7 protein-coding genes and 1 tRNA gene are annotated in these 15,032 nt (G+C 72.4%); all 8 read right to left on the reverse strand.

Features of this window, described 5'->3' with window-relative positions:
- Nucleotides 1-13: 13 nt before the first annotated feature.
- The 8 genes from ACFV88_RS00540 to topA all read right to left on the reverse strand — a co-directional run bounded on the left by ACFV88_RS00540 (nucleotide 14) and on the right by topA (nucleotide 15,010).
- Nucleotides 14-2,218 (reverse strand): MMPL family transporter, encoded by a 2,205-nt coding sequence (locus ACFV88_RS00540; RefSeq protein ID WP_385484284.1) that lies wholly within the window; start codon nucleotides 2,216-2,218, stop codon nucleotides 14-16.
- A 105-nt stretch (nucleotides 2,219-2,323) separates the two neighbouring features.
- Entirely contained in the window at nucleotides 2,324-3,409 is a 1,086-nt protein-coding gene (locus ACFV88_RS00545; RefSeq protein ID WP_385484287.1) for a TolB family protein, read from the reverse strand.
- 241 nt (nucleotides 3,410-3,650) lie between these two features.
- Entirely contained in the window at nucleotides 3,651-4,562 is a 912-nt protein-coding gene (locus ACFV88_RS00550) for a hypothetical protein (protein ID WP_385484290.1), read from the reverse strand.
- Between the two features lie 611 nt (nucleotides 4,563-5,173).
- Nucleotides 5,174-5,247 (reverse strand) — tRNA-Thr (locus tag ACFV88_RS00555).
- A 96-nt stretch (nucleotides 5,248-5,343) separates the two neighbouring features.
- Nucleotides 5,344-6,849 carry an alpha/beta hydrolase gene (locus ACFV88_RS00560; protein ID WP_385485158.1) on the reverse strand — a complete coding sequence of 502 codons (1,506 nt, stop codon included), beginning with the start codon at nucleotides 6,847-6,849 and terminating at the stop codon, nucleotides 5,344-5,346.
- 297 nt (nucleotides 6,850-7,146) lie between these two features.
- Nucleotides 7,147-8,376 (reverse strand): DNA polymerase III subunit delta', encoded by a 1,230-nt coding sequence (locus ACFV88_RS00565; RefSeq protein WP_385484293.1) that lies wholly within the window; start codon nucleotides 8,374-8,376, stop codon nucleotides 7,147-7,149.
- Nucleotides 8,377-8,479: 103 nt separating this feature from the next.
- Nucleotides 8,480-11,974, reverse strand: coding sequence for a dTMP kinase (gene tmk / locus ACFV88_RS00570; RefSeq protein ID WP_385484296.1), 3,495 nt, complete (start codon nucleotides 11,972-11,974; stop codon nucleotides 8,480-8,482).
- A 150-nt stretch (nucleotides 11,975-12,124) separates the two neighbouring features.
- Entirely contained in the window at nucleotides 12,125-15,010 is a 2,886-nt protein-coding gene (gene topA, locus ACFV88_RS00575) for a type I DNA topoisomerase (protein ID WP_385484299.1), read from the reverse strand.
- Nucleotides 15,011-15,032 lie beyond the last annotated feature (22 nt).

Consider the following 15,032-nt stretch of genomic DNA (forward strand, 5'->3'; position numbering starts at 1 on the left):
TCGGTCCGGTCGATCAGCCTACCGATTCCAGCGGGCGGGGGGCCTTTTCGGCGGTTCCGCGAGCACGGCGCACCCCGCGGGAGGGCCACCAGTTGGCCTCGCCGAGCAGCAGCATCATGGACGGCAGGACCAGCATCCGGATCACGAAGGCGTCCAGGAGGACGGCGACCGCGAGGCTGAAGCCGATCTGCTTCATCTCGATCAGGTGCAGGGCGGCGAAGCTGGCGAAGACCGTGACCATGACCACCGCCGCGCTGGTCACCACGCCCGCCGAGCTGCCGATTCCCTCGATCACGGCCTTGCGGGTCGGGACCCCGTTCAGGGCGGCCTCCCGGATCCGGCTGATCACGAAGACCTGGTAGTCCATCGACAGGCCGAACAGGATCACGAAGAGGAACAGCGGGACGCGGGAGCCGATCGAGCCGGTGGAGGTGAAGTCGACCAGCCCTTCGGCCCAGGTGTGCTGGAAGACCAGGACGAGGATGCCGAGCGAGGCGGCGGCGGACAGCAGGTTGAGGACGATGCCGACCAGCCCGAGGACCACGGAGCGGAACGCCCAGACGGTCATGGCGAAGGTGACCAGGAGCAGCGCCCCGATGATGAGCGGCAGCTTCTGTTCCTGGTGGGCGGGGTAGTCGGTGTAGCGGGCGACGTCACCGGTGACCGCGGTCTCGGCGCCCTCGACCTGTCCGATGGTCTTCGGGACGAACGTGTCGCGGATGTCTTGGAGCGAGGACTGCGCCTCGTCGCTGCTGACGTAGTGCGGGACCTGGAGTTGGAGCAGGCTGATCCGCCGGTCGGGCGAGGTGTTCAGCTGGGAGTCCCCGCTCAGCCGCGGGTCGTCCTCGACGTCGGCGGCGAGTTCACGCAGGGCGGCGGTGACCTCGGGCGCACGGTCGGCGTCGGCACGGACGACGACCTGGTGCATGGACTTCAGATCCGGGAAGGCCGCGTTCAGCCGGTCGTAGACCTGCATGGCCTCGATGGTGCGGGAGTGCGTCTCCCGGCCCATGTCGGTGAGCTTCAGGTTGAGGATCGGGGCGGCGAGGGCGAGCAGCGCGAACACGGTGACGGTAAGCGTGGCGACGGGCCGCTTGACGACGGGACGCAGCACGGCTGCGGTGAGTCGGCCGGGGCCCGACTTGTGGGTCCGCTGCTTCTTCGGCGCGAGCCCACGGACCGCCCGGCGCTCGGCCCGCCGCTCGGCGCGCATGCCCAGCTTGGCGAGGAGGGCGGGCAACACCGTCAGGGAGCTGATGACGGCGACGAGGGTGACGAGGATCGCGCCGGTGGCGATGGAGGAGAAGATGACGTCGTCGGCGAGGTAGAGCGTGGCGCTGGAGACGGCGACGGCGAGACCGGAGACGACGACGGCCCGACCGGAGGTGGCGGCGGCGAGCTCGACGATGGCCTGCGAGCTCAGCTTGCCGTTGGCACGGGCCCGTTCCTCACGTTCGCGCTTGAGGTAGAAGAGCGTGTAGTCGACGCCGACGGCCAGGCCGATCAGCAGGATGATGTTGGTGCCGATGCCGTTGTCGGGGAAGACGTGCGAGGCCACCATCGACAGGCCGACGGCCGCGACGATCGAGGACAGGGCGAGCAGCAGCGGCACGAGGGCCATCGCCACGGAGCTGAAGACCAGCAGCAGGGTGATGAGGGTGACCGGCAGGGCGATCATCTCGGTGCGGGCGAGGTCGTCGCCGCGCAGTTTGTCGACGCCCTTGCTGATGGAGGGCGATCCGGTCTCCTCGATGCGCAGTCCGGGGTTGGCCTCCTGCACGGCCGCGGACTGTTCGAGCAGCGCGTCGACCCGCTTCTTGCCCTCCAGCTCCGGGCCCTTCAGGGTGACGGTGACCCGCACCGCCGTGTCGTCCGCGCTGCGCACCGGGTCGGCGACGGTGAGCACCTCGGGCAGGGTGCGCATCCGAGTGGCGACGTCGACGGCGGCGGCGTCGGCTGCTGCGAGGTCGATCTTTCCGGTGCCCGGCTTCGCGGTGATCAGGACGTGTTCGACGGGGCGCTGTTGTAACCCGCCCTCCGCGGCGATCTCCTCGCCGCGTCCTGCCTCGCCGATGCGGAAGTCCTCGGTGGTCGCCGGGTTGGCGCCGACGGTGATGCCGATGCCGAGGCACAGGACGACGAACACGAGCCAGCCGACGATGCCCTTCCAGGGGTGGGCGGCGCTCCAACGGGCCATGCGTACGGGGAGATTCTTCATGGCATCCATGCTCTTCGTCCGAGCGGTGGCGCCGACAGCAGCGACCGGTTGAACTTGGGGTCCACCGACTGGTGGACCCCGTTGCGCGGCCGGAGACCGGGGCGATCAGGAGAAGCGGCGGACGAAGACGTCGGACGTGCCGTTGGTGTCGCCGGGGACGATGCCGTCGGCCGCGGACTGGAAGACCACCTCGCGTCCGCCGGCGCTGACCGAGTCGACCTCGGCGGTGGCGGGCTGGTCGGAGACGGTCTCGTCGGCGCCCGTCTGGAGGTCGCGCAGGACGAGCGACGGTCCGCCCGTCCCGCTCGGGGTGTACAGCAGGTAGCGGCCGGTGGGGTCGATGGCCACGCCCTGCACGTTCGCCACCCGTTGGGCGTGGCCCGAGGCGACGTCGTGGACGTAGGTGTCGGAGCCCGAGAGGTAGACGACCTTGTTGCCGTCGTCGCTGAGCTGGACGAGCGACGCGCTCGTGGACGGTCCCTCAAGGGGGCCCGACGTGGTGCCGGTGGTCCGGTCCCACAGGTAGACGCCCTCGGTCCGGTACGCGAGGTCCTGGTAGGCGACGTGGCGGCCGTCGCCGCTGATGGACGGCCGGGCCGGGGCCGAGGTGTTGAGGACGGCGATGGTTTCGCTGCCGCCGTTGCGGTCCGCGACCACGACGTGCCGGTTCAGCGGCGGGTGGAGCAGGAGGCCGAAGGCGAGGTGGCGGCCGTCCGCGCTCAGCGACGGTTGGTTGCAGCGGCCACAGGTGACCGGAAGCAGGCCCAGGTCCAGCGAGTGCTGCTGGATCCGCTCGGCGGTCATCCCCTGCCTCGGGGCGTTGGCGGCGACCTGTCTCCCGTCGCCGCTGATCGCCGGGGTCCAGCCCTCGCTCAGGGGCTCCGTCCTGGTCTGCCCCGCCTGCCGGTCGCGGACGTACACCGCGTTGCCGCCCTGTGCCGGGCCGTTCTTCAGCGACGTGAAGACGATGCTGCGGCCGTCGGGCGTGATCGAGGCGGCGCCGTAGCCTTCGTCGGTCGCGACGCTGATCCTCTCGACACCGACGCTGGAACCGCCCGTCGCGACCGTCGGCCCGGGTGGCGCGGCGGTGGCGACGGTGGGCGCCACCAGCGTGACGGCGCAGACGACGACCGTCGCGCTCAGGGTGGACCGCACACGTTGGGTGGTGCTCCGGTTCGGGATTCCCCTCATGCTCTCCCCTCGGGCAGGACACGACGTCTCTCCTCCGGAAACCTCCACCGGAGGGACCGTCAAGCATGCAACCGCGGTGGGCGCCGCGGAGTCAATGCATCACCCACCGTATGCACGACATCCCGTCACTTTCCCCGGGGGGAGACACTCCCCATGCGATGGACGTGCGCCCACCTGGAAGCGGGCCTCTCTCGCGCCCTCGGCAACTCCCGCCTCGCCGCCCGCTGGTGAGGGCCGAGGCTCAGTCGTCGCCGCACTCCGTAACGACGAACTGCGTCCCCTCAAGCACCCCTCCGACACGCACCTCTGCCCACTTGGCGAGCAGGTCCGGTCGGCCTTCGATCCGGTTCAACAGATCGGCGATCTCATCAGCGCTCGGCGACGTGGGGAGCACGCAGCGAACGACCGAACTACCCGTCGCGCTGCTGCACTCCTCGTAGTCCTCGTTGGGGTCATCGGGTACCCAACGGCCGATCTCGACGTTCCAGAGATCGGCGCCGTCGCCACCGGGTTCCGGCGCGTGGACCGACAGGTAGTACCCGTCTGCGTCGTACGGCTCAGCAAAGATCTCAAGGTTGGCCTCTTCCAGACCTCCCATCATGTCCGGGAACCGGGAGCAGGCGGTGACCAACACCCGCAGGTTCGCGATGGCCTCCGCACGCTCCTCCGGAGTGATCCCTTCTTCCAGACGATCCAGCCGCTCACGTGCCTCACGGCTCAGCATGTCCACTCCGCCGTCATACGTCACGAACGGCTGCCCGAAGTCCCAGGAGCGCCGGTCCTCCGTCTCGGGCACGGAAGTTCCCTCCGTGTACTCGGCGAGCGCCTCGGACAACTGGCGCGCCTCCGATTCCAGTTCCGCGTTGATCGCGATACGGATCGGCTCGGGCACCGCCGTCAGGGCTCCGTCCAGATCGGCGAGCGCCCGGTGCAGTTCCAGACAGGCGTACTCGTACCACAGGCTGTGCGCACCGCCCAGAAGACCGACGCGTGAAGCCGGGTCGGTCAGCGCTGCAAGGTGCTTCGTTGGATAGTGCGCCACCCCACGGTCACGACGATCGTGCACGCTCACCGGAACGGTGGTGAGGGCGGAGATCCGATTGAGCGCGTCAACGATCGGTGCCGCAAGGGCGGATGTGGCGAGGCTCGTCACCGTCGACGATCCGACGCCGCCCGGCCCCTGGTAAGTCGCCAGGATCTGCGTCTTCCCGCGGTTCGCGTGCTGAGAGTAAACGGTCATGAGAACGCCTTTCGACCACCGGGCCGAGACAGCACGGTGGTCACGGAAGAATGCGGAGAGAGGTGGTGGCGAGGGCGCGTTCCGACGCTCCGTACCTCGAAGAAACCGGCGGTGGCCCAGGTCCTGTCCCGAGCTCCTTGCCTCCGTGCACCTTAGGCGCAGGTATACCGAGCCACAACCGGATTGCCCGGCTTCGTTGGAGCAGGTGGCTGCCGGCAAGCCTGCCCGATCGGCGGAGAGCGCGCCGGAGCTTCGAGCTCTCGATGGTGACTACGGATCCAACGCCCCGCAACGACGTCGCCCCCGGCGTTCGCCGGCACCGGCTGAACGAGCTGGAGCCGGAGCGTCTGGAAACGATGTACGCCGCCGTGCAACTCGTTTCTCCTTCGGGAGGGCTCGGGAGCTGCCGCAGCGGTGGGATGAACAAGGGCGGGATGCGAGCTGTCCAGGGTGTGGCGGCGCCGTCGCACCCCGGAAAAGCGAAAAACCCCAGGTCACGGCGAGTGAGTCCTGGGGTCCTTCAGAGCCGCCTTCGGGATTCGAACCCGAGACCTACGCATTACGAGTGCGTTGCTCTGGCCATCTGAGCTAAGGCGGCTGGCGTGTGCACCAGGATGTGGTGCGCGACGGAGGAAAGTCTACACAGTTTCGACTAGTGCTCCGGACCACCCCCGGGAGGGTGGCCCGGGCACCGCTACGAGCAGCGCTTCCCGTCAGCGGGCGGAGTACCGGTGAGGAGGTAGCGGTCGATCACCGAGTCGACGCAGGTGGATCCGCGCCCGTACGCGGTGTGGCCATCGCCGTCGTAGGTGAGCAGGACCCCGGAGGCGAGCTGGTCGGCGAGGGCCTCGGACCAGCGGTACGGGGTCGCCGGGTCCCGGGTGGTGCCGACGACCAGGATCGGAGCGGCGCCCCGGGCCTCGATGCGGCGGGGGGCGCCGGTCGCGGGGACCGGCCAGTACGCGCAGTTCAGTGCGGACCAGGCCAGCCCCTCGCCGAAGACGGGCGACGCCTCCTCGAAGTCGGGCAGCGCCACCTCGACCTCCTCCGGCGAGGTGAAGGCCGCGGGCAGGTCGAGACAGTTGACCGCGGCGTTGGCGAACATCAGGTTCCCGTACTCGCCGTCGGCACCGCGCTCGAAGTAACCGTCCGAGAGGGCCAGCAGGCCGCTGCCGTCGCGTTTGTCCAGGGCGGCGGTCAGGGCCGAACGCAGCCGGGGCCACGTCCCCTCGTCGTACATCGCCGCGATCACCCCCGTCGTGGCCAGCGCCTCGCCCAGCTCCCGGCCGCCCTTCGCGGCGGGCACGGGTGCGCGGTCCAGTGCGCGGAAGAACGCCTTCAGCCGCGGGCCTGCCTGCGCGGCCGAGCGACCCAGCGGACAGGACGACCGCCGGACGCAGTCCTTCGCGAAGGACCCGAACGCCGCCTCGAACCCGGCCGTCTGGTCCGTGTTCATGCGCCGCGCGGGCAGCGACGGGTCCAGCGCACCGTCCAGCACCAGCCGTCCGACCCGGGCCGGGAACAGCCCCGCGTACGTCGCACCGAGGAACGTCCCGTACGACGCGCCCACGAAGGTGAGTCGTCGGTCGCCCAGGGCCGCCCGCACCAGGTCCATGTCCCGCGCGGCCTCGACCGTCGACACATGGGGCAGCACCCGTTCGGAACGGCTCGCGCAGCCCTTGCCGAACTCCTTGAACGAGGCCACCAGGGCCTGCCGTTCCCGCTGGTCGTCCGGGGTGACGTCGGTCCGCGTGTACGCGTCCATCCGGGCGCCGTCGAGACAGCGCACCGCCTCGCTGCGGGCCACCCCGCGCGGGTCGACGGCCACCATGTCGTAGCGCGCCCGCACCTCGTCCGGGTAGCCCACCCCCGCGTACGACTGGAGGTAGCCGACCGCGGAGCCGCCGGGGCCGCCCGGGTTGACCAGCAGCGACCCGAGGCGCCGGCCCGGTCCGGTGGCCTTCTTGCGGGCGACGGCGAGCTTCACGTCACCGGACCCGGGGTGGCCGTAGTCCAGCGGGGCGCGCAGCGTCGCGCACTGGAATCCGGCGGTGGCGCACTCCCGCCAGTTCGGCTTCTGCGCGTAGTACGGGGCCAGCGCCTCGGGCGTGCGGCTCGGCAGGGCGCCCGCCAGCGACACCTCGGTGGTGGAGCCGCTCACGGCGCAGCCCGGCAACAGCAGTGCCGCGACCGCCAGCAGGGCACCCGCCGCCCGTCGGCCGCGCGGCCGACGGCCACGGGAAGGCGGGCGCCCGGGGGACGGACCACGGGGCGGGCTCCCCGGGGCACGGCCGGACGGGGCAGGCGGAGGGGCCCCCACGGGGTGCGGACCACGACGGATGATGCTCGTACGCATCCACCGAGACTACGTTCCGCGGTCGAACCCTCACGCAGGGTCTTCGGTCAATCGGCTCGTACGAGTGAACGGGAGGTCGGCGGGGTGCCCGGACGTCAACCGGCCCGCACGGCCTTCGTCAACCGGCCCGCAGGGCCCTCGTCATCCCGCCCGCAGGGCCATCGTCATCGCCTCGACCGCCAGCAGCGGGGCGACGTTGCTGTCCAGAGCGTCCCGGCACGCCGAGATCGCCTCGATCCTGCGCAGGGTCGCCTCCGCGGTGCCCTCCTGGGCCAGCCGCTCCAGGGCGTCCTGCCGGTCGGTGTTCGCGAGGGCGAGTCGGGTGCCGAGCTGGAGCGCGAGCACATCGCGGTAGAACCCGGTCAGTTCGGTGAGCGCGCGGTCCAGGCTGTCGCGCTGGGTCCGGGTCCGGCGCCGCTTCTGCCGGTCCTCCAACTCCTTCATCACGCCCGCCGTGCCGCGGGGCATCCGACCGCCCTGCGCCGCGCCGAGCGCCGTCTTGAGTTCCTCGGTCTCCTTGACGTCGAGTTCCTCGGACATCTCCTTGGCGTCCTCGGCCGCCGCGTCGATCAGTTCCTGCGCGGCCCGCAGACAGCCGCCGACGTCCGCCACCCGCAGCGGCAGCTTGAGGACCGCGGCCCGCCGCTCCCGGGCCCGCGGGTCGGTGGCCAGGCGGCGGGCGCGACCGATGTGTCCCTGGGTGGCCCGGGCCGCGGCGGCTGCCGCTTCCGGCTCGATGCCGTCGCGGCGGACCAGGACGTCCGCCACGGCGTCCACCGGCGGGGTGCGCAGGGTGAGGTGGCGGCACCGGGACCGGATGGTCGGGAGCACGTCCTCCAGGGAAGGGGCGCAGAGCAGCCAGACCGTGCGGGGCGCGGGTTCCTCCACCGCCTTCAGCAGGACGTTCCCGGCGCCCTCGGTCAACCGGTCGGCGTCCTCCAGGACGATGACCTGCCAGCGGCCCACTGCCGGCGAGAGCTGGGCCCTGCGGACCAGTTCCCTGGTCTCCTTCACCCCGATCGACAGCAGGTCCGTGCGGATGATCTCCACGTCCGCGTGCGTCCCGACCAGGGTGGTGTGGCAGCCGTCGCAGAAGCCGCAGCCGGGGGCGCCGCCGAGGGCCCGGTCCGGGCTGACGCACTGGAGCGCGGCGGCGAACGCCCGGGCGGCCGTCGCCCTGCCGGACCCGGGCGGGCCGGTGAACAGCCAGGCGTGCGTCATCCGGGAGCCCTCGGAGGCGGTGCCCGCAGTGGTGCCGTCGCCGGGGGTGCCGCCCTGCGCCGCCGTCACGAGTGCGTCGGCGTCCCGGGCGGCGCCGGCGAGCTGTCCGCTCACCCGCTCCTGGCCCACCAAGTCGTCCCACACGGTCAAGGGGCTGCCGCCTTCGTGTCTCCCGCGTACGCGTGACGTACGTCTGCGCGCTCCATTGTGGACGACGCCACCGACAGCCCCGGCCGCCCCGGACGTCCAGGGGTCATCGACCGCCCCGGCCGTCGTGGCCCTCCCGCGGGTCGTGGCCGAAGCGGTTCCGGCCGTCGCGGGCGTCCCGGTCGTCGCGCGGGCCGAGCAGTTCGTCCGCGAGGCTCGGGAGGTCGTCGAGCGGGGTCTCCTCCGCCCAGTCCGGCCGCGGTCGCCGCCGGGGCACGCCCTGCTCGTCCAGCTGCGGCAGCTCGGCCGTGCGGTCGTTGGGCCCCAGGAGGCCCCCGGCGCCGGCACCGCCCCCGGCACCGCCCCCGACCGGCTTCCCGGCTTCGGGCGACGCAGCGGGGCGGTCGGTGCGCGCGTCACGGAACTCGTCGCGGAAGTAGCCGGGCGGTACGCGGTGCGTCGAGCGCCGGGCCGCCTGTTCCTCGGTCACCTGCGGCAGCACCGCGGTGTCCTCCTCGGAGCCGTCCGGCCGGACGGGCGGCAGGACCGCCGTCTCGTCCGCCGCGCCGGGCGGGACGCGGGGCAGCGTCGCCGTGTCGTCGTCCGCTCCGGCCGGACGCGCGCCGGGCTCCGCCACGACGGGGGTCGGTACGGTCACCTCGGCGTCCGGCGAACCGAGCCGGGGGTCCACCGGCCGGCGCGGCTCCTCGGGCGCGGGGGCCCCTTCCGCCCGCTCGGCCTCGACAGCCGCACGGGATTGAGCCGCGCGCCGCGCCGCATCCGCCTTGCGCACCTCGTCGGCCTTACGAGCCGCGTTCGCCTTGCGCACCGCGTCGGCCTTACGCGATTCCTCCGCCTGGCGCGCCTCTTCCGCCAACCGGGCTTCCTCGGCCAGCCGCGCTTCCTCGACCTTGCGGGCCTCCTCGGCCAGCCGGGCCTCTTCCGCCCGACGGGCGTCCTCCGCCTTGCGGGCCTCAGCGGCCCGCCGCGCGGCTTCCGCCGCTTCCGCCGCCGCGGCGGCCCGCCGCGCCTCCTCGGCCTTCAGCAGCGCCTCTTCCGCCTTGCGCTGCCGTTCCAGCCGGCGGGCCTCCGCCTCCGCCTGGAGCCGGGCCTCCTCCTCGGCCTGACGACGCTTGCGCTCCTCCTCCTCGGCGCGCACGCGTTCCTCGGCGAGCCGCTTGCGCTCCGCCTCCTCGGCCCGCTGCCGCTCCTCCTCCTCGCGGCGACGGGCCTCCTCCGCCTTGCGGCGGGCCTCCTCGGCCTGGCGTTCGGCCTCGCGGCGCTGCGCCTCCTCCAGCTCGCGGCGCTTGCGCTCCTCCTCCTCGGCGCGCAGCTTGGCGAGCTGTTCCTGCCGCTCGCGCTCCAGCCGCTCCTCCTCGGCCTTGCGCGCGGCCTCCTCCTCGGCCTGGCGGCGGGCCTCCTCCTCGGCGGCCTTGCGCGCCTCCTCCTGGGCCTTGATCTCGGCCTCGGAGAGCGGCAGCAGCACGTCGAGCCGGTTGCGGATCACCGTGGTGACGGTCTCCGGCTCCTGCCCCGCGTCGACCACCAGGTAGCGGCCGGGCGCGGCGGCGGCCAGGGTCAGGAAGCCGGCGCGCACCCGGGCGTGGAACTCCAGGGGTTCCGACTCCAGCCGGTCCGGCGCCTCGGTGAAGCGCTCACGGGCGGCCTCGGGGTCGACGTCCAGCAGGACGGTGAGGTGCGGGACGAGCCCGTCGGTGGCCCAGCGGGAGATCCGGGCGACCTCGGTGGGCGACAGGTCGCGGCCGGCGCCCTGGTAGGCGACGGAGGAGTCGATGTACCGGTCGGAGATCACCACGGCGCCCCGGGAGAGCGCGGGCCGGACCACCGTGTCGACGTGTTCCGCCCGGTCGGCCGCGTACAGCAGGGCCTCGGCGCGGTGGGACAGTCCGGCGTCGGAGACGTCCAGCAGGATCGACCGCAGTCGCTTGCCGACCGGGGTGGCGCCCGGTTCGCGGGTGACGACGACCTCGTGGCCCTTGCCGCGGATCCACTCGGCGAGCGCTTCGGCCTGGGTGGACTTGCCGGCGCCGTCGCCGCCCTCCAGGGCGATGAAGTAGCCGGTCTCGGCCGGTGCCTGTGCGGGGTCCGAGCCGCGCAGCGCGTCCAGCAGGTCCTGGCGCAGCGGTACGCCCGAGCGGTCGTCGGCACGGGCCAGGACGAGGGCCGCGACGGGCAGCAGCAGGGCGCCGACGAGCATGAGCGTGAAGCCCGCGCCGCCGTGGTCGAAGACGAACTTGCCGTTCTCCAGGCGGTGCGGTCCGATCAGTCCGGCCAGGACCGGGGCCGTCACCGCGCCCAGGGCCACGAAGACGCGCACCACGGCGTGCAGGTGGTCGGTGGTGCGGGCGCGGCGGTACTCCTCGGTCTCCAGGTCGATCAGGCCGTGCCCGGTGTGGGCGGCGACCCCGGCGGCGGTGCCGGTGAGGGCCATGATCAGCAGGACCGTCGTCACGTCCGGGACGAGGCCCGCCGCGAGCAGGGCGACGCCGGTGACGGCGATGGCCAGGGCGAACAGTCGGCGCCGGGACAGCGAGGGCAGCACGGCGTGGCCGACCCGGATGCCGAGGGCGGTGCCCCCGGTCAGGGCGAGTACCAGCAGGCCGTACAGGACGGGCCCGCCCCCGAGGTCGGCGGCGTGCAGCACGGCGACGCCGACCGCGGCGGCGACCGCTGCGGCGACGGCCGCGCAGGCCAGGACCAGCAGGGTGATCGCCCCGGTGCGGCCCTGGTCGGGGCCGGTGCCGGTACGCGGCCGGCGCAGCCCTTCGAGCGGCGAGCGCGCGCGGGGGGTCGGGGTGGCGGGGAAGCTGAGGAACCAGACGACGGACAGCGAGGCGGCGAACAGTCCGGCGGCGGCGTACGAGGCGAGGGCCGCCTGGTGGGCGCCGAACCAGTCGATGCCCGCACCGAGCAGGTTGCCCACCAGGGTGACCACGACGAGCGCGGCGGCGGCGAGCGGCACGGCGGCGAAGCCGGTGCGCAGGGACAGGCTCCGCAGCGCTCCGAGGTGGTCGGGCAGCGGTCGGACGGCGGTGCCCTCCGGCGGGGGCGCGGGCAGCAGGGCGGGGGCCGCGCTCTCCCGGCAGACCGCCCAGAAGCGTTCGGCGACGCCGGTGACGAAGGTGGTGACCAGGAGCAGCGTGACGGCGTTGCCGGGGGTCCAGTCGAGCCACAGGGGGGCCACGACCAGCAGGGCGACGCGCAGCCCGTCGGCGGTGATCATGGTCCAGCGGCGGTCCAGCAGTCCGCCGGGTGAGGTGAGCGAGGTGAGCGGGCCGAGCAGGACCGCGCCGGTCAGCAGCGTCGCGAACAGGCGGACGCCGAGGACGGCCGCGACGGCCAGTGCGGCGCCCCGGTAGTCGCCGCCGAAGGAGGCCTCGGACACCGCTGCCCGCAGGGTCAGCAGCACCAGGACGAGCAGGGCGAGGGCGTCGCCGACACCCCCGATGAGCTGGGCGCCCCAGAGGCGCTTGAGGGGGGCGTTCCGCAACAGGGCGCGGATGGCACGCTCTCGGGAATCGGCGACCAGGGCGGTGTCGGGGGCCGGATTCCCGGCCGTTGGCTGCTCGGCTCGGGTCATCCTGACAGCCTATCGGCCCTTGCTGACACCGGGTTCCGGACGGAACCCGGCCGGGTGGTCCGCGGGGCCGCCCACCGGGTCGGGCGGGCGGCGCCGCGTACGTCGTACGGCGCGGTGGGGCGCCGTACGACGGACGACCTGCGGAGCGGGTCAGCCCTCGGGGGCGGCCTCCGGGGCCTTCGCCGTGGCCGTGGCGGTGGCCTTCGCTGTGGCCTTCTTCACCGTCTTCTTCGCTGCCGCCTTCTTGGCCGGAGCGGCGGTCTTCTTGGCGGCGGCCTTCTTGGCCGTCGCGGCCGTGGCGGCGGTCTTCTTGGCCGCCGTCTTCTTCGCGGGCGCCTTCTTGGCGGCCTTCTTCGCCGTCTTCTTGGCGGGTGCCTTGGCCCGCTTCTCGGCGAGGAGTTCGTAGCCCCGCTCCGGGGTGATCTCCTCGACGCTGTCCGCGGCCCGCAGCGTCGCGTTGGTCTCCCCGTCGGTGACGTACGCGCCGAAGCGGCCGTCCTTCACCACCACGGGCTGGCCGCTGACGGGGTCCTCGCCGAGTTCCTTGAGGGGCGGCTTCGCCGCGGCGCGACCGCGCTGCTTGGGCTGCGCGTAGATCGCGAGCGCCTCGTCCAGGGTGATGGTGAAGAGCTGATCCTCGGCGGTGAGCGACCGCGAGTCGGTGCCCTTCTTGAGGTAGGGCCCGTAGCGGCCGTTCTGCGCGGTGATCTCGACGCCCTCGGCGTCCGTCCCGACGACCCTGGGCAGCGACATGAGCTTGAGCGCGTCCTGGAGGGTGACGGTGTCCAGGGACATCGTCTTGAAGAGGGACGCGGTGCGCGGCTTGACGGCGTTCTTGCCGGTCTTCGGGGTGCCCTCGGGCAGCACCTCGGTGACGTACGGACCGTACCGGCCGTCCTTGGCGACGATCGGGTGGCCGCTGATCGGGTCGGTGCCCAGTTCGAAGTCACCGCTGGGCTTGGCGAGCAGTTCCTCCGCGTAGGCGACGGTCAGCTCGTCGGGTGCGAGGTCCTCGGGGACGTCCGCCCGCTGGTGGCCCTCGGCGTCCCGCTCCCCGCGCTCGACGTAGGGACCGTAGCGGCCCACGCGCAGCACGATGCCGTCGCCGACCGGGAAGGACGACACCTCGCGGGCGTCGATGGCGCCCAGGTCGGTGACGAGTTCCTTGAGGCCGCCGAGGTGGTCCCCGTCGCCGTTGCCCGCTTCGGCGGCGCGGCCGGTGTCCCCGACCGGAGCAGGGCCCTCACCGAAGTAGAACCGTCGCAGCCACGGCACGGCCTGTGCCTCACCGCTGGCGATGCGGTCGAGGTCGTCCTCCATCTTGGCGGTGAAGTCGTAGTCGACGAGCCGCCCGAAGTGCTTCTCCAGGAGGTTGACCACGGCGAACGACAGGAAGGACGGGACGAGCGCGGTGCCCTTCTTGAAGACGTAACCGCGGTCCAGGATCGTGCCGATGATCGACGCGTACGTGGACGGGCGGCCGATCTCGCGCTCTTCGAGTTCCTTGACGAGGCTGGCCTCGGTGTAGCGGGCGGGCGGCTTGGTGGCGTGCCCGTCGACGGACAGCGCGTCGGCGGACAGCGGGTCGCCCTCGGAGACCTGCGGCAGCCTGCGCTCGCGGTCGTCCAGCTCGGCGTTCGGGTCGTCGGCGCCCTCGACGTACGCCTTGAGGAAGCCGTGGAACGTGATCGTCTTGCCGGAGGCGGAGAACTCGACGCCCCGGCCGTCGCTCGCGGTGCCGGCGATCTTGACGGTGACCGAGTTGCCGACGGCGTCCTTCATCTGGGAGGCGACGGTGCGCTTCCAGATGAGCTCGTAGAGCCGGAACTGGTCGCCGGTCAGGCCCGTGGCGGCCGGGGTGCGGAAACGATCACCCGACGGGCGGATCGCCTCGTGCGCCTCCTGGGCGTTCTTGACCTTGCCGGCGTAGGTGCGCGGCTTGTCGGGCAGGTAGTCGGCCCCGTACAGCTGGGTGACCTGGGCGCGGGCGGCGGCGACGGCCGTCTCGCTGAGGGTCGTGGAGTCCGTACGCATGTACGTGATGAAGCCGTTCTCGTACAGCTTCTGCGCGACCTGCATCGTGGCCTTCGCACCGAAGCCGAGCTTGCGGCTCGCCTCCTGCTGGAGGGTCGTGGTGCGGAACGGGGCGTACGGGGAGCGGCGGTACGGCTTGGACTCGACGGAGCGGACGGAGAAACGCGTCTGCTCCAGGGCCGCGGCGAGCGCCCGGGCGTTCGTCTCGTCGAGGTGCAGGGTGTTCGCGCCCTTGAGCTGCCCGAGCGAGTCGAAGTCGCGACCCTGCGCGACCCGCTTGCCGTCGACGCCGGTGAGCCGGGCGACCAGGGAGGCGGGGTCCGAGGCGTCCCCGGCACGGCCGGTGCCGAAGGTGCCGGTGAGGTCCCAGTACTCGGCGGAGCGGAACGCGATGCGCTCGCGCTCCCGTTCCACGACGAGCCGGGTGGCGACCGACTGGACGCGGCCCGCCGACAGCCGCGGCATGACCTTCTTCCACAGGACGGGCGACACCTCGTAGCCGTAGAGGCGGTCGAGGATGCGGCGGGTCTCCTGGGCGTCGACCAGCTTCTTGTTCAGCTGGCGCGGGTTGGCGACGGCATCGCGGATCGCGTCCTTGGTGATCTCGTGGAACACCATGCGGTGCACGGGGATCTTCGGCTTCAGCACCTCTTGGAGGTGCCAGGCGATGGCCTCGCCCTCGCGGTCCTCATCGGTGGCGAGGAAGAGCTCGGTGGACTCGCTGAGCAGGTCCTTGAGCTTCTTGACCTGTGCCTTCTTGTCGGCGTTGACCACGTAGATGGGCTGGAAGTCGTGTTCGACGTCCACGCCGAGGCGGCGGACCTCACCCGTGTACTTCTCCGGGACCTCGGCGGCCCCGCTGGGCAGGTCGCGGATGTGCCCGACGCTCGCCTCGACGATGTAGCCGGGGCCGAGGTAGCCCTTGATCGTCTTCGCCTTGGCAGGCGACTCGACGATCACGAGTCGGCGGCCGCCCTGTGCGGTCTCGCTGGTCGGGGACAACTTCGCTCTTCTCTCCGGTCGG

It is taken from the genome of Streptomyces sp. NPDC059816 (assembly GCF_042732055.1).
GTDB lineage: Bacteria > Actinomycetota > Actinomycetes > Streptomycetales > Streptomycetaceae > Streptomyces.